This window comes from Rhizobium sp. AC44/96 (assembly GCF_001692185.1).
In the GTDB taxonomy this organism is placed as follows: Bacteria; Pseudomonadota; Alphaproteobacteria; order Rhizobiales; family Rhizobiaceae; genus Rhizobium.
In genome coordinates, this window is sequence record NZ_LXKO01000001.1 from 809398 (window position 1) to 825133 (window position 15736).

The window sequence follows — 15736 nt, forward strand, 5'->3', positions numbered from 1 at the left end:
ACGATGGCTGCCCCGATCGAGAAAATCCCGGATCTCTCCGCAGCCGTCGTCACCGCGCCGGTTCCGGTCGGCGATTGGCTGGCGATTGCCCCGGTTGTGCTCTGCATCGCGCTGGGCGCTGTTCTCTTGATGCTGCGCGGCTCGATGCGCGTCCAGGCGTCGGTCGCCATTCCGGGGCTCGCGCTGCTGGCCCTCGTCGATGCCGCCTTGCTGGCGAAGGTGGTTGTCCACGGTCCGTTGACGATGGTCATGGGACGCTGGCTGCCGCCCTTCGGCATTGCCTTCACCGTCGACCTGTTTGGCGCGCTGATGGCGCTGACGGCAGCGCTTGCAGCGCTTGCGGGGGGCATCTATGCGCTTGCCGACATCAACGACAGCGCCCGCCGCTATGGCTTTTTCCCACTGCTGCTGATGCTGATGGCCGGCGTCACCGGGGCCTTCCTCACCGGGGACGTCTTCAACCTCTACGTCTGGTTCGAGGTGCTGCTGATTTCGTCCTTCGGCCTGCTGATCCTTGGATCGGAGCGGGGGCAGATCGACGGCGCGATGAAATATGCGGTGCTCAACCTGATCGGCACCACGCTGTTCCTGATCGCCGTCGGCATTCTCTATGCCGTGTTCGGCACGCTCAACATGGCCGATATCGCGATGAAGGCGCAGGACGCGCGCGACGGCGCCCCGTTGATGACGTTGTCCGCGCTGTTTCTGCTCGCCTTCGCCATGAAGGCAGCCGCCTTTCCCCTGAACTTCTGGCTGCCTGCCTCCTACCATACGCCGCGTATCGCCGTCTCGGCGCTGTTTGCCGGGCTCCTGACCAAGGTCGGCGTCTATGCGCTGATCCGGGTGATGGTCATGCTGTTGCCGGTCGAGCGCGAGCAGTTGAGCCTGTTGATCGCGGCTGTTGGCGCGGCAACCGTCGTCTTCGGCGCGCTTGGCGCGCTGGCGCAGGATGATATTCGCAAGCTGTTCGGCTACGTTGTCATCTCAGGTATCGGCAACATGCTGATCGGTGTGGCGATCGGTACGCCGGATGGTCTCGCCGGCGCGATCTTCTATGCCCTTCACTCCATGGTGCTGATGACCGCCCTCTATCTGGTCGCGGGCCAGGCGGCGGTTCTCGGCGGCAGTTTTTCCCTGAACAGTCTGGGCGGACTCTATCGACGCAACGCAGGCTTCGCGGCGATTTCCTTCGTCCTGTTCTTCGCGGCCTGCGGCCTGCCGCCGTTCTCCGGTTTCTGGCCGAAGGTCATGCTGGTCAAGGCCTCGTTCGACGTCGGCGCATGGTGGCCGGCGGCGGCCATCCTCGCCGGCGGCTTCCTGACGACGATCGGGCTCGGGCGTGTTTTCCTGCTGGCTTACTGGCGGCCGGCTACGTCGCCGGAAACGCGGCGATCGATGGGCTGGCGCACGGCGCTGCCGCTCGTCTTCCTCGCCGCACTGGTCGTCGGCTTCGGCGTGCTGCCGGAACGATTGCTGGCGCTGACGCAAACCGCCGCACGAGGACTTGCCGATCCATCCGCCTACCTGCAGTCGGTCTTCCCAGGGGAGGCGCCGCAATGATCCGTCTTCTTCTCAACCTTCTGCTGGCCATCGCCTGGGCGGCTGTCACCGGCAGCGTGTCGCTGCACAACCTCTTGTTCGGCTTTGCGCTGGGCGCGCTGGCACTTTTTATCGTGCGTGAGCCCCATGGCAGCGGCCGCTACGTCGGACGCCCTTTCGCCATCGCGGCACTCGCACTGCTGTTCCTCAAGGAGCTCGTGCTGTCGGCATGGAGAGTTGCCATGACCGTCATCCGTCCGAGGATGGATCTCAAGCCGGGCATCTTCGCCTTTCCGCTGACTGTCGAAAGCGATTTCGAAATCACCCTGCTTGCCAACATGATCACGCTGACGCCGGGAACATTGTCGGTCGATGTCTCCGATGATCGGCGGACGCTGTTCGTCCATGCGCTCGATTGTTCCGATCCTGACGCGACACGGCGCGATATCGCCAACGGCTTCGAACGCAAGATCATGGAGGCGTTCCGATGATCTCGCCGCAGGCCATTGTTTTGATTGCCGCCGACATCGCGCTTGTTGTTCTGGCGGCGGCATTCCTGCTGGCCGCCTGGCGTGTCGTATTCGGGCCGACGCTGGCTGATCGCGTGCTGGCGCTGGACACGCTCTCGGGCACCGCCATCGGCTTCATTGCCGTGATCGCCGTCAAGACCGGCTTTTCGCTCTACATCGATATCGCCATCTCGCTCGGCCTTGTCGGATTTCTGGCAACCGTTGCTTTCGCCCGCTTCGTCATGTCGCGAGGGGCAATCGCCACAGGAGTGGGCAAAACTCTCCCCGTTGCCTCGAAAAAGCCAAAGGCGGCAAGGAAAAGCAGCGGCAAGCAAGCGGCAAGAAAGGGCAAGCGATGATGGAGTATGCGATTGCAATCGCCGTCGCCGTCCTGTTGCTGACAGGCGCTTTCTTCGCATTCGCCGCTGCACTTGGCATCCTCAGGCTTCCCGATCTCTACACGCGCATGCATGCCGCCTCGAAGGCCGGGACGGTCGGGTCTGGTCTGCTGCTCTTTGCCGCCGGTATCGAATCAGGCGAGCCGTCTGTCTTTGCTCGCGCGGTGGCTGGATTCGTCTTCTTTATACTGACCGCACCGGTTGCCGCACATCTTCTTGCCAGAGCGGCACATAAGACAGGTTATCGTCTGTCGGCGCCTTCCGTGCGTGACGATCTTCTTGAAAGAAAAGACTGCTGACGATTCAGTATTTTAAGCGGATTTTTGCAGATTTGTGGCGCTCGAATGATGATTAATGTTTCCGTGCGTGCTTACCAATTCTTAAGACGTAGGCACTTTTCGACAGTTATATAAGAAATAATAATTGGCGTTTTCGCAAAACGGTGATATTTCAATGGCCAAGTAGAGTTCTGATATTGAATTAGAATCACGTTGCTTTTTTCCTCGGTCGCTTTGAATTTCAATGTCTAATTGAGGAAACTGCTTGCGTGACGACGTACTAATTCAGGATCAGGCAGTATAAGAACGGGTTTCGGCCTCAGGAATCTAGGGGTGGATTTCAGTTTTTCGAAACAGGTAGCCGCAGCCTGAGCTTTTTGCTGTTCGCTCTACGATGACGGTCTTGGCCGATCAGGTCTTCGACCATTGGAGCATACAAACAGGAGAAACGAAATATGACGGATACTGCAGCCGGTAGCGGGCCGGAATTGCTGGTAGAGCTTACCGCAGATATTGTCGCCGCTTATGTCAGCAACCATGTCGTGCCCGTTGGCGATCTCGCCAACCTGATTTCCGACGTGCATTCGGCTCTCAGCAATACGTCGACGCCGCAGACTGCAACGGCGGTCGTCGAAAAGCAGAAGCCGGCTGTCTCTGTACGTAAATCCGTTCAGGACGAACAGATTACCTGCCTTGAGTGTGGTGGTAATTTCAAGTCGCTCAAGCGTCACCTGATGACGCACCATAGCCTTTCGCCCGAAGAATACCGTGAAAAGTGGGACCTTCCGGTCGACTACCCGATGGTAGCGCCGGCCTACGCAGAGGCGCGCTCGCGCCTGGCCAAGGAAATGGGTCTCGGTCAACGCCGCAAGCGCGGCCGCGGCTAAGGCGCTCGATAGCGATCGTCCATCCGGTCGAAAGATCGGCGTTGCGATTGCCATGCGTTTTGTAGGCGCGGAAAGCGCCACATGAGAAACAAGCCGGGTGAAAGCCCGGCTTTCGTGTTTTTAAGGTTTGACGATAGAGGAAAATAATCCCATTTAATTTTGGGCGTTAATGAGAATTGTCAGCGAAAACAACAGATGGTTGCGGTTATTGGCTTTTGTTTATCCTCACGTCCGTATAGGGTGTATGAAATAATTCCTATTATAGGGAGTAGTCATATGCCGATTGAAGATTTTTCATTGCGACCTCGGCTGACGGCGCCCGCCGTTGTCGAGTGCATCGATACAAACCGCCATTCCTCCGGCGCCGTTTCGCCGTCCGCTTTGCCAATCCGCACGATCTGCATGATATGCGCGCAGATAACCACCGAAATGGTCATGCTGGCCGCAAGTCGCATTCAGGTGCGGCGCGACGGACGGCGCACCCTGTGCCACGTCAGGCAGATTGCAATGTATGTCTGCCATGTCACGTTGCAGATTCCGCTTTACGAGATCGGCAAGGCGTTCGGCCGGGATCGGACGACAGTCGGGCATGCATGCCATGTCGTTGAAGATAGGCGCGACGATCCCGCCTTCGATGAATTCGTTGCCGCTGTCGAGCGCACGGTCGGTTCGGTCTTTCGGTCGAGTGGAGTTCTCGGACATGAATAAGACCAATGCGACCGGCCGCAAGGCGATGGCGAAGCTGATCGGCATTCTTGCCCGCGGCGTGGTGTCGGAGGAGCCAGCCGACGGGCCGCATGTCGGCCTGCGCGCGGTCGATGGTCGCCTCCATCTTTTCGCCGCCGATCTTCTTGGCGAAGCCCTGTCCCTTGGCCTTGCCGAGAGGGGCGAGGGCGGGTTGCGCGCGAGTGCGGCCGCGCGATCCTATCTGCGGCGCGCCGCGTCCGAGCGCGACGAAGCGTTTCACGAGCAGCACGGCGACATCGCCGAGGTCGCCACCGACGTCGAGGGAGTACGACAGCAGCTTCGCGTCAACAGGTCGGAATCGCCGCTCGCAAGCATGACCCGCCTTAAGGAAAAGAACGGATCGCCCTTCCTGCCGGCGGAAGCGATCGCTGCCGGCGAACGGCTGCTGGCGGACTTCACCCGCGGCCAGCTCCAGCCACGGGTGACGGCTTCGTGGGAGCCGCGTCTTTCCGACCGTGCAAAGGGCGCGCGCGGCGGCATGGCTGATCTGACCGAAGGGGCGATGGCCGGCCGGCTTGCCGTCAACCGTGCGCTCGAGGCGATCGGCCCCGAGCTTTCGGGCGTGGCGCTCGACATATGCTGCTTCATGAAAGGACTGGAAACGGTCGAACACGAGCGCCAGTGGCCCGCCCGATCGGCGAAGCTGATGCTGCGAACAGCGCTGATGGCCCTGTCGCGCCACTATAATCCGCAGGCGCGGTCAAGGCACGCACGCATGGAGCACTGGGGTGCCGAAGGCTACCGGCCCGCGATGGGTTACTAGGCTGCCATCCTCACATGCGCTTCTTCACGGATCCTGTTGACCATGGAGCGCAGGCCATTCGACCGTTGCGAGGAAAGGTTTTCGACAAGGCCGATTTTCGAGAAGACCTCGAAGGCATCAAGGGCTGCGATTTCGGATGCGGTCTTGCCGGAATAGGTGGCAAGCACGATGGCGACGAGGCCGCGCACGATATGCGCATCGGAATCGCCTTCGAATGTCAGCGTGGGGTTGTCGGCATTTCCGTCCGCGTGGGTCACCAGCCAGACCTGGCTTGCACAGCCCATGACCTTGTTGGCCGAGGTCTTCTTCTCGTCGGCGAGATCCGGCAGGGCTTTGCCGAGCTCGATCACATAGCGATAGCGATCTTCCCAATCATCCAGGAAAGAGAAATCGTCGATGATCTGATCGAGGGACGTCATGGGTATACTGGCCTTTCGTTGTCTAGATTCCATATAGGTGAAAGACGGCCAGATTTGAACCATTAAAAAGAAGCGCCGCGAGGGATGGGCTTCCTCGCGGCGTAGCAACAAATGCTGAAAGTAAACAGGGCAGGCACGTCAGGCACAGGGCGTTCGCAGCAAGGCGAACCCACGGTGCAAGCTGGGTTGCGGGCGGACCCGCGGAAATCTCAAGTGGCGGGGCGGGGCGTCGGCAGCGGAATGGTACCCGTCGTGACCGTATCGGATACATTGCTGCCGTCATCGACCGGCGGGCGGTAAGGCATCGGCTGGTTCAGGGCGGCGGTCCGCTCGCCAAGAGCCTGGACGGTCGGTGCGAGAGCGGCGATCGGTGCTGCCGGGGCAGGAGTAGCAGCAGTATGCGGATGCGCCGCGCTACCGTCGCCAAACTGACGATCAAGCATCTCATAGGCGACAAACGCACCTTCACGGGCACGGTGGCCGAGTGCTGCCATCGTTTCCGCGCCCTTGGCGCAGACCTCAGGCTTCTCGCCGCACATGCCGGTCAGATAGTCGTAGGCGCCGGTCGCCGCCACGAAGGCGTCGGAAAACTGTAACTTCGGTCCGTTGGCCGTCTCAGTCGAGCTTCCGCCGCCAAAAAACGACAAGAGCACGAGCACAAGCCCGAACCAGAATGACCCTTTGATCAGAAACCACATCGTCGTTGCCCATCCTGTTTTCCCGTTCGGTCTTGTTGCCGAATCGGGCCGGTTCTCCGGTGTGAATTCACCTTAGCGAGAACTTGCGAATGCCGGTTTTCGAAACTCGTCGGCATTTGCGGCAAATTTAATTCGAATTTTAATGAACGGCATTTGCACCGCATTTCAGTCAAATTGTAGACATTGGCGTTAAGCATAGGAAGGCGCGTGTCCCGCAACTGCAGGGAATCCTTGGGCAGGCCTCGCCGCAATCGTTAACACGATGACGAAATGTGAGCGAAATCCGTCGCTTACCCCCTGTTAACCGTAAAACTCAAAGCCGCTTCCCGATGGCCCAAAATGGGACTTTTCGGCTTTTTGAGCTGTGGAGGCGGGCGATCCCTTATCCTTTCTTTAAGCGCAGCGGGCCTATTGTCGGCACTCGATAAAGAGCCTTTTTTGGGCGGGTATTGCGTGCGTGTATTGAGTAAGATCGCAGATCGGGCATCAGCCCTCGTAGACCGGGCAGCGGACAGCTGGCTCTCCCGGACGGGTGGTGGTGTGGCGGTGCGCCAGCGCGAACTGATGATCCTGCGCAGGCTCGCGATGCTGTCGTCCGCGGCCCTCGTGGCGGCACCCGTCGGGCTTTCGATGGTCACCAGTCCGGCCGTGGCGCTTCCGGCCGGCGTTGCCGCCGTGTTTGCTGGCTTCCTTTTTTCCGCTGTCGGCAGCATTGCGCTGTCGCGGCAGAGCGCTGCTGCCGCAAGCGTCGCGACGCAGCCTGCCGAAGACTTCTTCATGGAAGCGAGCGCCGGTCTCGCCTTCTTCCTCGATCCGCAGGGCAGCGTTGTCACCATCGGTGGCCGCGACAAGCGCGAATATCTCGCCTGGATGCGCGACCCGAGCGGCAAGGGCTTCATCGATCAGATCCACGTTTCCGACCGTATCCTCTTTCTCCAGGCGCTGGATGAGCTACGCCAGGGCGAAGACAGGGCGACGGTAGACCTGCGGCTCGAGCGGGCTGCTGTCTCGCGTGACAATCGCCAGTTCGTCCATCTCCGCGTGGACCTGACGGCGCGGCGCGATTTGGACGACACCCTGCTGAGCATCGTCGCGCAGCTGCGCGATGTCTCCGTCGAACAACGCCTGCGTTCCGAGGCCCAGAGCCGGGCCGCCGATGCGGAATCGGCCAATGATGCAAAGTCACGCTTCCTCGCTGCGGTCAGCCACGAGTTGCGCACACCGTTGAACGCCATCCTGGGCTTCTCCGACATCCTGCTCGGCGAATATTTCGGTAAGTTCGAGAATGACCGCCAGCGCGAATATGTGGGCCTCGTCCGGGATTCCGGCGCGCACCTGCTTTCGGTCGTCAACACCATGCTCGACATGAGCAAGATCGAAGCCGGACGCTACGAGCTGTGCCCCGATGCGTTCGACATCGCTGCCGCGGTTCGCTCCTGCGAAGCGATGCTGGCCCTGCAGGCAAAGAGCAAGGGCGTGTCGCTCACCAGCCGCATCCAGCGCGGATTGGACGACGTCGTGGCCGACCAGCGGGCAATCCAGCAGATCCTGATCAACCTGGTCGGCAATGCCGTCAAGTTCACGGACGCCGGTGGCGCGATCTCGATCGACGCCTCGGTCCGCAATGGCATCCTGACGCTGTGTGTCAGCGATACCGGCATCGGCATTCCTGTCGACAAGCTGGAAACGCTCGGCCAGCCATTCGTCCAGATCCAGAACGACTATACCCGCAAATTCGAGGGCACCGGCCTTGGCCTGTCTCTCGTGAAGGGGCTGGTGGCCCTGCATGGCGGCGATTTCGCGATCGCAAGCACGCCCGGCGCCGGCACCATCATCACGATTTCGATTGCAGCGGATGGCTCCGGCATTACCGAGGCGGCTACAGCCCGCCACGAGCCGGTCGAGTTTCCGCCGCGACTGAGGATCAAGCCCGGTCACGCCGGCGTTGTGGAAGAGGGGCATTTCGATGGCCGCGAGCAAGCGAAAATCGCCTAGGGGAAAGAAGGGTCGGCAGAAGCCGAGCCTTCTGCTTACGGGCGCAACCGTCGTGGGCGGTATCGGCCTGCAGGGCGCAACAGCGCTCGGCGGGGTGGTCGGCCGTAACCCTTCCGTTGCCGGCGGCACGGCAGCCTTTCTCGTGATCTTCAGCTTCGTTGCTGCCAATGCACTGTGGTACCAGCCCGGCAGCCATCCGCATCCCTTCCTGCGCACGCGCGATCCACTGTTTCCGAGCGTACTCGGCGTGCGCCCGACGACGACCGAACACACCGGCGATGTCACGACCTTCAAGATCGAGCGCCAGGATGAAGGCGACGCAGGCCAGACCACCAACGCCACGCCACCACCCGTGACAGGTACGCAGCCGGCAAGCCAGCTGGTGATGGATATCCAGACGGAACTCGTGCGCAAGGGGCTCTACAACGGCGCGCCCGACGGCGTCATAGGCCCACGCACCAGCGCCGCCATCCTGTTCTTCGAGGAAACCGTCGGCATGCCGCAGAAGGGCGATGCGACGCCCGACGTGCTTGCCGCGCTGAAAACCGGATCCGTGGGCGCCTCCACGATCCCGATCGAGAAGCCGCGTGAGAATATCACGCCCGCCGCCTTGGCGGAGGATCCCGTCGCCGCGGCCATTCGCAGCGCCGAAAAGAGCGTCAAGACCGCCCCGACCCCTGCAAGGCCCGCGCCGTCGGCGGCGCTCGCAAACGTCGATCTCGTGCTGAGCATCCAGAAGGGGCTCAGCAACATGGCCTACACCAATGTCGGGGTCGATGGCGTTGCCGGCGACCAGACACGCGCGGCGATCCGCCATTTCCAGAAGCACTACAGCCTTCACGAAGACGGCGAGCCCAGCGAGGCCGTGCTGAAGAAGCTGAAGGAAATCGGCGCGCTCTGAGGCAGACGCGGCGCTCATTGTCGCTGGCGACAGGTCGCGCTATACCGCCATCATGAGATTGCGCACCGATATCTATGTTTCAGCTCTTTTGCGCCGCGTCTTCGCCAACGGCGATTTCGCTGCAATCGAAAAGAAGGGCGCGGAAGAGGCCGGCGCGGTCTTTATCCGCCAGCAGTTTCGCGATGGACTGCAGACCCTTTACGGACCGGCCCCGCAGAGCTTCTTCGATGAGGAGAGCAGCGGAGACAGGCTATTTGAGGTCCGCCTGATGCGGCAGGATGCCGACAGCGTCAACGAGATGCTGGGACGCGAGCGCAAGTTCGATCCTGATCTGTGGATCGTCGAGCTGGAAGCCGAGGATGTCACGAATATCGTGCCCATGGCCGATCAGCGCCAAAACCCCTTGGGGTGACGGTCAGCGTGCGCGACCGACGACGCGTATGTCGCGGGCAGGCGGGACCTGACGCACGGGACGGCTGGGCGTCTCGCTCGGCGGTGCGGCCGCCTCGGGGTGATGGGTGTAGCTATCGGCGCGGCGCCATGCCTCGACACGGGCATTGCATTCTTCCGCATCCAGCACATCCAGCACCATCCAGGCGCGCGTGACACTGTGTTGCGGCTCCGCCAGATGCGGATAGAGCTTTTCGAGCACGAGGACGGCATCGCGAAAATCCATGCCGACACTGACCAGCGTGGTCGCAAGCTGCTGGCCGGACATGTCGAGCATGATGCGCTCGGCGAGCCACCGGCTTGCCGAAAGCGAGTCGGCCAAAGCTGACGCAAACAGCAATGCCTCTCGGTTGCGCGCGAAGCGGACGAGCAGCGCGGCCTGGATCGGCGAAATCGTCCTGAGGCCGAGGCGGTCGTTGTCGTCTCTTGCGAGGTGACGCGCCAGGCCTTTGATCCTGTCGCGCATTTCCTCTTCGCTGTGCCGTTTCGCATCTTCGTCGTCGTTGGAAGCCGGCGCAAGCGAGGGGGTGGGGATGGCGACCTCTTCCACGACGACTTCCGGCGCGACGCTCCGGGGCGCCGCCTGGCGCAATCCAACCAGGGCATCGATCACGCGCGGTGACAGGGAGTCGCGGCTGACGATCGCCTTCATGTGGGCGCTACCTTGCGTCCGCGCGATCGTGATCAAGGTCTCGTCGTCAATAGCAGGGGAGGCCGTAAGAAAGGGAGCCGCAATCTCGATCGGCTGGCTGCCGACGAACAGGGCGACGGCCTGCGGAATCTGGGGGCATTGAGAAAGAGCGGCCACCGCCTGCCGTTTGGCGTCGTTCGTCGATGCCTGGAAAAGCGGCGTGAACAATTCGGCGAACTGGCGAAGCTCCGACCGCGTTGGCGGCTGCAATCCCTCGAAGCTGCTGACAGTCGCCATGAGAACCACGTCCTTCTTCCGACTCGCGGATGGGGCCTCTAGGTCTCGGAACCGGTCACGCACAAGAACACACCCTGAAATACGCACAAAGGGATGCCGCAGGACTGGACGCGTTGAAGAGACGCCCTCTACCTCATACGGTTTATGAACAAATCCTACGCTGGCAGGGTTAATGCTTGTTGAAGATTTCGGGGGAACTGTCTCGAATCCAAGCACAATCATCCGCCGGCGGCCAAGCCGCCCGCACCTGGACAAAACGAGGGAAGGTATCGGCGGCTAGACGCCTTTGCGGCCGCGCAACGCGATCAGCAGCCTGTTGCTGTCCGTGTGGCCGGATTGGTAGAGGTCGAGTGCCATCGAGGCGGCGCACTGGGCTTCCGAGCTCTTGATGTCGATCCGGTTCTCCACGCACCACGCGTCGAGTGTGTCGCGCAGGACGTCGAGGTCCTCAGGGGAAAATGTAGATCCGATCATCAAAGACATTGTCGGCCACCGCGCTCAGCATCAAGAAAAAATAGCCAAAGTCTCGTTCGGTCGCTGCCTTGAACTGCGACCGTGAAGGCGACCTTACGCGCATTGTGAGGAACTGCAATTAGTATTTTCATGTTGCAAAAATACAACTATCCCACGATCGTCCTTTGCAGATGGCGCTCGGACGGTAACTATATGATTTAATGCTAAAATTTAGAACGCTTTCCAACGGCCAATCTTTCTGCCGAAGCTTGAAACCAAAAAGCGGTCCCGCGCGTTTACAGGGGGAGCCAGATGCGTCCTGCGTCGGGATCAAAAATTAGTAATCTGTTAACTGTCATATGTCTCAATTCGGCCAGGACCACGTGATCGCTGCTTCGATCAGGTGTCCAGGTCACGGTATTCGAACAGATGCCGTGGGAAGGCGTGGATGCCCCGAGAGCCGAGGTCGGCTCGAAGGACGCGCTGGCTCGCAGGGGGCGGGCAGGGTGAAATTCGCAGTTCATCCGTCTCAGGCAATGCGTGGAGACGAGAATGGCAATAGTGGTAGCATTGGCAGACCGTCTATCCAGGACGCAAAGCCGCAAGGACAGGAAACCGGTCGAGGCGCAAATCCTGCTTTTCACAGGCGTTCGGTACGAGCGTCTGAGCGAAGGGCCGAAGCGCACGACAGGCCGTCGGCCGTCACGGCTGAAGAAGTAGGCTGCGTCTAGTTGGACGCGCCGGTGAATTCGTCGCAGCCAGCTTCCGACAGGAAGTTGTTGGCCGCGGCGTCGAAGCTGGGCTGCGGCGCCAGCGTCCTCAGGACCGCGTAGCCTTCGGTCCTTGTCGTCTCGACCAGAATGGTCTTCTGCAGTTCCGGCGGCAGCGCCTTGCGAAGCTCCGTCAGCTGGATCGGAGAGCCAATCAGAATATCCAGAGCCCCGCCAACCGATGTCCGGTCGTTCATGCTGAAAACTTCGTTCGATGCTTCATCGTAGAGCGCGATGGACCAGAACGGGACGTTGCCCTTGGCGGTGAAGCGCACCGGATCGTCCTCGATGCTGAAGGAGCAGACCGCCGTTCGCACATAGGGATCGTCGTTCGACAGACCGGCGGTATCGTCCGTCTGTCCAAGCAGATAGAACTTGTCGATATCGCCTTCCGCCAGGATCCGCGTGGCGGCATCCTTGCCGGTAAAATGCGGTAGGGACAGGATGATGACGAGATGCAGAAGTGCCGCTCCGAACAGCCCTGCGAGCAGACCGAACAGCATTCTAAGCATTGCCGCACCCGGTCTTTTCAAGCTTCGGCATGGCAAGGTCGATCACGCCTGAGCTGCCGGCTGTCGGCGTGTCGAACAGGGTGAGCACAAGCTGGAAGGTGCCGGCGGCGGGCACCGCCAGCCAGTTGCCCGGACGCGCCTGGGCGGAGATGTCGATCGAAAATCCGCTGTCGGCCTGACGAAGGACTGTCCACGAGTTCATCGCGCCGGGAAGGCCGGTCTGCAGCGAAGCCGGATTACCGCCATTGTCCGCCGTGAAGAGCGTCCAGATGCGGGCAGGTGGCGTCTGGCCCCTGAGCCTGTAGCGACATGCCGCGTCCAGCCGGTTGCCCTGGTCATCGACCTTGGCGGTGAACATCAGGCCTTCGGCGCTGCCATAGAGCAGTCGCCCGGCACGCGCCCTGTGCGATTTGGCGTAGGGGTCGGCATCTTCGGTCTGCAGTTCGGGAAAGGCTTCCCAGGCGCCAAGCTTGATGGCACCGAAGCCCGAGGTCGCATCCAGCGCGTACAGCGAAATAAGGATACCGCCACCGAAGGCAATAATCAGGGTCATCGCTATGAAAAGAGGAAAACGAAACACCGGGCGCCCTTGAGAGACAAATCAGTTGCAAGGCGTATCACTGATTCTGATGAGGCGGAATGCTTGTGGCGGAAAACGCAGGTTTTACCACGTCATTCCGCACTCGCCACCTTCTGCGCCTCGAGCGGTGGCGCCGCCTTCAGCTTCTCGCCGATGCCCTTGAGAAGGCGCGTCGACTCGACCGACAGCATGCGCGGCCGCACGAGCGGCGGAGGGCTGCCCTCCGGTGGCTTGGCAGCGGCGACAATTTTGGCCTTCTTGTCCGGCGCAGGCGTCGGCACGCCGGGGATCGCGCGCAGGGTAATTCCCTGGTGCGCATAGTCCATCGCGCGCTTGAAGGTCATGGCCGGTAGCGAGCCGCCCGTCATCTTGTTGGTCGAGGTATAGTCGTCGTTACCGAACCAGACCGCGGTGGTGTAGTTGCCGGTAAAGCCGATGAACCAGGCGTCACGATAGGCCTGTGTGGTGCCCGTCTTGCCTGCGGTGAGGATGCCGTTGTCGAGCGCCGCCTTGCGGGCTGTGCCGACATAAGGCACCCGCGACAGCATCTGGTTCATGTAGGCATCGGCCTGTTCCGACAGAACGCGCTTGGCCGGCGGCTCGTCGCGGTCGAAATCGTAGAGCACGTCGCCGCCGTAATCGAGGATCTGCGTTATGCCATGGCGGCGAGACTGGTAGCCGCCGGCCGGAAACGTGGCATAGGCCGTCGCCTGGTCGAGAACCGTCACTTCGGAGGTGCCGATCGGGATCGTCACGTCGTCGCGGATCGGCGTTTCGACGCCAAGATTCTTGGCCATCGCCCGGATCGGCGCGATGCCGAACTTCTCCTTGGCCAGGCGCACGGGAATGGTGTTGATCGACTGTGCGATCGCGGTCGCCAGCGTCACCCGCCCGGCATAGCGGTTTTCGTAGTTGTGCGGGCTCCAGTTGCCCCAGTAGATCGGAGCGTCGACGACGATGCTGTCGGGCGTCATGCCGCTCTCCATGGCCACCGAGTAGGTGTAGACCTTGAAGGACGATCCAGGCTGGCGCAGCGCCTTGGTGGCGCGATTGAACTGGCTTTCGCCATAGTCGCGGCCGCCGACCATGGCGCGCACGGCCCCGCCGTTCTCGATCATCACCATCGCGCCCTGCTTGGCGTGGTAGCTATCGCCATATTCGCGCAGCGACGTCTCCACCGAATCCTCGGCGGCGTTCTGCAGGCCCATGTCGATCGTGGTGCGCACGATGAGCGAGTGCTGGTGGAAGCGCGGCGAAAGCCGCATGACTTCGTCGAAGGCCCAATCGAGGAAGAAGTCGGGCGATTCGACCTCGTTGCGGTCGACGACCGTTGCCGGGTTCCGGCGGGCGGCGATCACCTGGCCTTCCGTCATCAGCCCACTCTGGACGAGGTTGGTCAGCACTTCGTTTGCACGGCCGCGCGCGGCGGGCAGGTTGACATGCGGCGCGTATTTCGCCGGCGCCTTGAACAGGCCGGCAAGCATGGCCGATTCCGCGAGGTTCACATCGGTGATGCTCTTGCCGAAATAGAACTGCGCTGCCGCTGCCGCACCGAACGTGCCGCCACCCATGTAGGCGCGGTCGAGATAGGTCGACAGGATTTCCTTCTTCGACAGGTTGGCCTCAAGCCACAGCGCCAGGAAGGCCTCGGTGATCTTGCGGTCGATCGAACGTTCGTTCGACAGGAACAGGTTCTTGGCGAGCTGCTGTGTCAGCGTCGAGCCGCCCTGGACGACACCGCCGGCCTGGGCATTGGTGACGATCGCGCGGAAGAGGCCGATGACGTCGATGCCGAAGTGATCGAAGAAGCGCCGGTCTTCCGTTGCCAGCACCGACTTGATCAGGCTGTCCGGCAGCTCGTCGATCGGCACCGAGTTCTGGTGAATGACGCCGCGATGGCCGACAATGTTGCCGTAGCGGTCGAGGAAGGTCACGGCATAGTCGCCGCGATTGCGCCAATCTTCCTTGGTAGCCTCAAACGCTGGCTGGGCGAGCGCGAGCATCAGAACGGCGCCGACGGAACCCCATGTGAGACCTTCGCCGGCCAGTTCGAAAACCACGCGCTTCCAACCGCGCACACGGAAGCGGCGGAAGAAGATCGTGATGTCTTCCCAGATCTCGGCGGAGCGAAAACCGGCATTCCAGATGGTCGAATCGATCCACGAATCGATCTTCAGCAGGATGTGCCGTTTCTTTGCCGGTCGTTTTTCTGGATTGTCCGGATCCGTCACGTCTTATATTCCCGCCCGATCAGTCGCTTCGACGTCGGGTGAACCTGACGCCGGACTATGGCAAATCTGCCGACAGTGTCCGGACTAGCCGGACCATGGTGAATCATTGGTTGATTTGCCTGACAAGAACAAGAGAAATGGAAAGCTCTCACGCGATTTTGCGGGGGCTGTTGCAAGAACGGAATGATGGAACAAGCACCCTTCTGGAAGCAAAAGACGCTTGCCGAGATGACCAACGCCGAATGGGAAAGCCTGTGCGACGGCTGTGGCCTCTGTTGTCTCAACAAGCTCGAGGACTGGGATAGCGGCGACATCTATTTCACCTCGATCCGCTGCAAGCTCATGGACGGCGAAAGCTGTCGCTGTTCGAGCTACGAGAACCGCTGGGATTTCGTGCCGGACTGCGTGCAGTTGACCAAACAGAATGTCGATGACATTCCCTGGCTGCCGCCAACCTGCGGCTATCGGCTGATCAATGAAGGGCGCGATCTCTATTGGTGGCATCCGCTGGTGTCGGGCGATCCCGAGACCGTGCACGCCGCCGGCATTTCGGCACGCGGACGGACGATCAGCGAAACGGAAGTTGATGTCGAAGACTTCGAGGATCACGTCGTTGACTGGCCGTTGACGGTCGGGGACGAAGCACGGGCGCAGGAGCCGGAGACGGCCAAGTGATGC

19 protein-coding genes are annotated in these 15736 nt (G+C 61.2%); 12 read left to right on the forward strand and 7 right to left on the reverse strand.

What is annotated here, in order from left to right; genetic code table 11:
• Positions 1-3: 3 nt before the first annotated feature.
• The 7 genes from A6U87_RS03895 to A6U87_RS03925 all read left to right on the forward strand — a co-directional run bounded on the left by A6U87_RS03895 (position 4) and on the right by A6U87_RS03925 (position 5121).
• Complete coding sequence (locus tag A6U87_RS03895; RefSeq protein ID WP_065689882.1) at positions 4-1560, forward strand: Na+/H+ antiporter subunit D; 1557 nt, start codon at positions 4-6, stop codon at positions 1558-1560.
• Positions 1557-2030 (forward strand): Na+/H+ antiporter subunit E, encoded by a 474-nt coding sequence (locus A6U87_RS03900; RefSeq protein WP_065689883.1) that lies wholly within the window; start codon positions 1557-1559, stop codon positions 2028-2030. The genes A6U87_RS03895 and A6U87_RS03900 overlap by 4 nt, the downstream gene beginning before the upstream one ends.
• The gene (locus tag A6U87_RS03905; RefSeq protein WP_065689884.1) at positions 2027-2407 is read left to right on the forward strand and encodes a cation:proton antiporter; all 381 of its coding nucleotides are present in this window, start codon (positions 2027-2029) and stop codon (positions 2405-2407) included. Before A6U87_RS03900 ends, A6U87_RS03905 begins: the two co-directional genes overlap by 4 nt.
• Positions 2404-2745 carry a monovalent cation/H(+) antiporter subunit G gene (gene mnhG, locus A6U87_RS03910; protein ID WP_198928657.1) on the forward strand — a complete coding sequence of 114 codons (342 nt, stop codon included), beginning with the start codon at positions 2404-2406 and terminating at the stop codon, positions 2743-2745. The genes A6U87_RS03905 and mnhG overlap by 4 nt, the downstream gene beginning before the upstream one ends.
• Before the next feature lie 434 nt (positions 2746-3179).
• On the forward strand, positions 3180-3611 hold the full coding sequence (locus A6U87_RS03915) for a MucR family transcriptional regulator (protein WP_065689885.1): 432 nt from the start codon (positions 3180-3182) through the stop codon (positions 3609-3611).
• A gap of 276 nt (positions 3612-3887) precedes the next feature.
• Positions 3888-4319 carry a helix-turn-helix domain-containing protein gene (locus A6U87_RS29545; protein WP_065689886.1) on the forward strand — a complete coding sequence of 144 codons (432 nt, stop codon included), beginning with the start codon at positions 3888-3890 and terminating at the stop codon, positions 4317-4319.
• Positions 4312-5121 (forward strand): DUF6456 domain-containing protein, encoded by an 810-nt coding sequence (locus A6U87_RS03925; RefSeq protein ID WP_065689887.1) that lies wholly within the window; start codon positions 4312-4314, stop codon positions 5119-5121. The genes A6U87_RS29545 and A6U87_RS03925 overlap by 8 nt, the downstream gene beginning before the upstream one ends.
• Here the strand turns inward: A6U87_RS03925 and A6U87_RS03930 are convergent.
• Together A6U87_RS03930 and A6U87_RS03935 are read right to left on the reverse strand one after the other, a co-directional pair.
• Positions 5118-5540, reverse strand: coding sequence for a SufE family protein (locus tag A6U87_RS03930; RefSeq protein WP_065689888.1), 423 nt, complete (start codon positions 5538-5540; stop codon positions 5118-5120). The genes A6U87_RS03925 and A6U87_RS03930 overlap by 4 nt on opposite strands.
• Before the next feature lie 209 nt (positions 5541-5749).
• Positions 5750-6238 (reverse strand): DUF5330 domain-containing protein, encoded by a 489-nt coding sequence (locus tag A6U87_RS03935; protein WP_065689889.1) that lies wholly within the window; start codon positions 6236-6238, stop codon positions 5750-5752.
• A gap of 453 nt (positions 6239-6691) precedes the next feature.
• Here A6U87_RS03935 and A6U87_RS03940 point away from each other — a divergent pair, with 453 nt between their 5' ends.
• Genes A6U87_RS03940 through A6U87_RS03950 form a run of 3 tightly spaced genes read left to right on the forward strand, consistent with a single transcriptional unit; the run spans position 6692 to position 9546 of the window.
• On the forward strand, positions 6692-8233 hold the full coding sequence (locus A6U87_RS03940) for a HAMP domain-containing sensor histidine kinase (RefSeq protein ID WP_065689890.1): 1542 nt from the start codon (positions 6692-6694) through the stop codon (positions 8231-8233).
• Positions 8205-9134: a peptidoglycan-binding protein gene (locus A6U87_RS03945; protein WP_065689891.1), complete on the forward strand. Its 930-nt coding sequence runs from the start codon at positions 8205-8207 to the stop codon at positions 9132-9134. The genes A6U87_RS03940 and A6U87_RS03945 overlap by 29 nt, the downstream gene beginning before the upstream one ends.
• Before the next feature lie 52 nt (positions 9135-9186).
• Positions 9187-9546 carry a DUF1491 family protein gene (locus A6U87_RS03950; RefSeq protein WP_065689892.1) on the forward strand — a complete coding sequence of 120 codons (360 nt, stop codon included), beginning with the start codon at positions 9187-9189 and terminating at the stop codon, positions 9544-9546.
• A 3-nt stretch (positions 9547-9549) separates the two neighbouring features.
• Here the strand turns inward: A6U87_RS03950 and A6U87_RS03955 are convergent, their stop codons facing one another.
• Together A6U87_RS03955 and A6U87_RS03960 are read right to left on the reverse strand one after the other, a co-directional pair.
• Entirely contained in the window at positions 9550-10575 is a 1026-nt protein-coding gene (locus A6U87_RS03955; protein WP_065689893.1) for a DUF2336 domain-containing protein, read from the reverse strand.
• A gap of 213 nt (positions 10576-10788) precedes the next feature.
• The gene (locus tag A6U87_RS03960) at positions 10789-10995 is read right to left on the reverse strand and encodes a hypothetical protein (RefSeq protein ID WP_065689894.1); all 207 of its coding nucleotides are present in this window, start codon (positions 10993-10995) and stop codon (positions 10789-10791) included.
• Positions 10996-11517: 522 nt separating this feature from the next.
• Between A6U87_RS03960 and A6U87_RS30040 the strand changes: the two genes are divergently transcribed.
• Entirely contained in the window at positions 11518-11685 is a 168-nt protein-coding gene (locus A6U87_RS30040; protein WP_198928658.1) for a hypothetical protein, read from the forward strand.
• 7 nt (positions 11686-11692) lie between these two features.
• Here the strand turns inward: A6U87_RS30040 and A6U87_RS03965 are convergent, their stop codons facing one another.
• From A6U87_RS03965 to A6U87_RS03975, 3 genes are all read right to left on the reverse strand, one after another.
• On the reverse strand, positions 11693-12247 hold the full coding sequence (locus A6U87_RS03965) for a DUF1254 domain-containing protein (RefSeq protein WP_065689895.1): 555 nt from the start codon (positions 12245-12247) through the stop codon (positions 11693-11695).
• Complete coding sequence (locus A6U87_RS03970; protein WP_065689896.1) at positions 12240-12827, reverse strand: DUF1214 domain-containing protein; 588 nt, start codon at positions 12825-12827, stop codon at positions 12240-12242. The genes A6U87_RS03965 and A6U87_RS03970 overlap by 8 nt, the downstream gene beginning before the upstream one ends.
• Positions 12828-12919: 92 nt before the next feature.
• A complete protein-coding gene (locus A6U87_RS03975) occupies positions 12920-15058 on the reverse strand; it encodes a transglycosylase domain-containing protein (RefSeq protein WP_065689897.1) in 2139 nt (712 codons plus the stop codon).
• Positions 15059-15244: 186 nt separating this feature from the next.
• Here A6U87_RS03975 and A6U87_RS03980 point away from each other — a divergent pair, with 186 nt between their 5' ends.
• Positions 15245-15733: a YcgN family cysteine cluster protein gene (locus A6U87_RS03980; protein ID WP_065690264.1), complete on the forward strand. Its 489-nt coding sequence runs from the start codon at positions 15245-15247 to the stop codon at positions 15731-15733.
• Positions 15734-15736 lie beyond the last annotated feature (3 nt).

What these genes read in the sequence shown, in the direction of transcription:
- A6U87_RS29545 (WP_065689886.1), top strand. Translation starts at nt 3,888, where the DNA reads ATGCCGATTGAAGATTTTTCATTGCGACCTCGGCTGACGGCGCCCGCC.
- mnhG (WP_198928657.1), top strand. Translation starts at nt 2,404, where the DNA reads ATGATGGAGTATGCGATTGCAATCGCCGTCGCCGTCCTGTTGCTGACA.
- A6U87_RS03945 (WP_065689891.1), top strand. Translation starts at nt 8,205, where the DNA reads ATGGCCGCGAGCAAGCGAAAATCGCCTAGGGGAAAGAAGGGTCGGCAG.
- A6U87_RS03935 (WP_065689889.1), bottom strand. Translation starts at nt 6,238, where the DNA reads ATGTGGTTTCTGATCAAAGGGTCATTCTGGTTCGGGCTTGTGCTCGTG.
- A6U87_RS03950 (WP_065689892.1), top strand. Translation starts at nt 9,187, where the DNA reads ATGAGATTGCGCACCGATATCTATGTTTCAGCTCTTTTGCGCCGCGTC.
- A6U87_RS03965 (WP_065689895.1), bottom strand. Translation starts at nt 12,247, where the DNA reads ATGCTTAGAATGCTGTTCGGTCTGCTCGCAGGGCTGTTCGGAGCGGCA.
- A6U87_RS03900 (WP_065689883.1), top strand. Translation starts at nt 1,557, where the DNA reads ATGATCCGTCTTCTTCTCAACCTTCTGCTGGCCATCGCCTGGGCGGCT.
- A6U87_RS03925 (WP_065689887.1), top strand. Translation starts at nt 4,312, where the DNA reads ATGAATAAGACCAATGCGACCGGCCGCAAGGCGATGGCGAAGCTGATC.
- A6U87_RS03960 (WP_065689894.1), bottom strand. Translation starts at nt 10,995, where the DNA reads ATGTCTTTGATGATCGGATCTACATTTTCCCCTGAGGACCTCGACGTC.
- A6U87_RS03980 (WP_065690264.1), top strand. Translation starts at nt 15,245, where the DNA reads ATGGAACAAGCACCCTTCTGGAAGCAAAAGACGCTTGCCGAGATGACC.
- A6U87_RS30040 (WP_198928658.1), top strand. Translation starts at nt 11,518, where the DNA reads ATGGCAATAGTGGTAGCATTGGCAGACCGTCTATCCAGGACGCAAAGC.
- A6U87_RS03915 (WP_065689885.1), top strand. Translation starts at nt 3,180, where the DNA reads ATGACGGATACTGCAGCCGGTAGCGGGCCGGAATTGCTGGTAGAGCTT.
- A6U87_RS03905 (WP_065689884.1), top strand. Translation starts at nt 2,027, where the DNA reads ATGATCTCGCCGCAGGCCATTGTTTTGATTGCCGCCGACATCGCGCTT.
- A6U87_RS03930 (WP_065689888.1), bottom strand. Translation starts at nt 5,540, where the DNA reads ATGACGTCCCTCGATCAGATCATCGACGATTTCTCTTTCCTGGATGAT.
- A6U87_RS03895 (WP_065689882.1), top strand. Translation starts at nt 4, where the DNA reads ATGGCTGCCCCGATCGAGAAAATCCCGGATCTCTCCGCAGCCGTCGTC.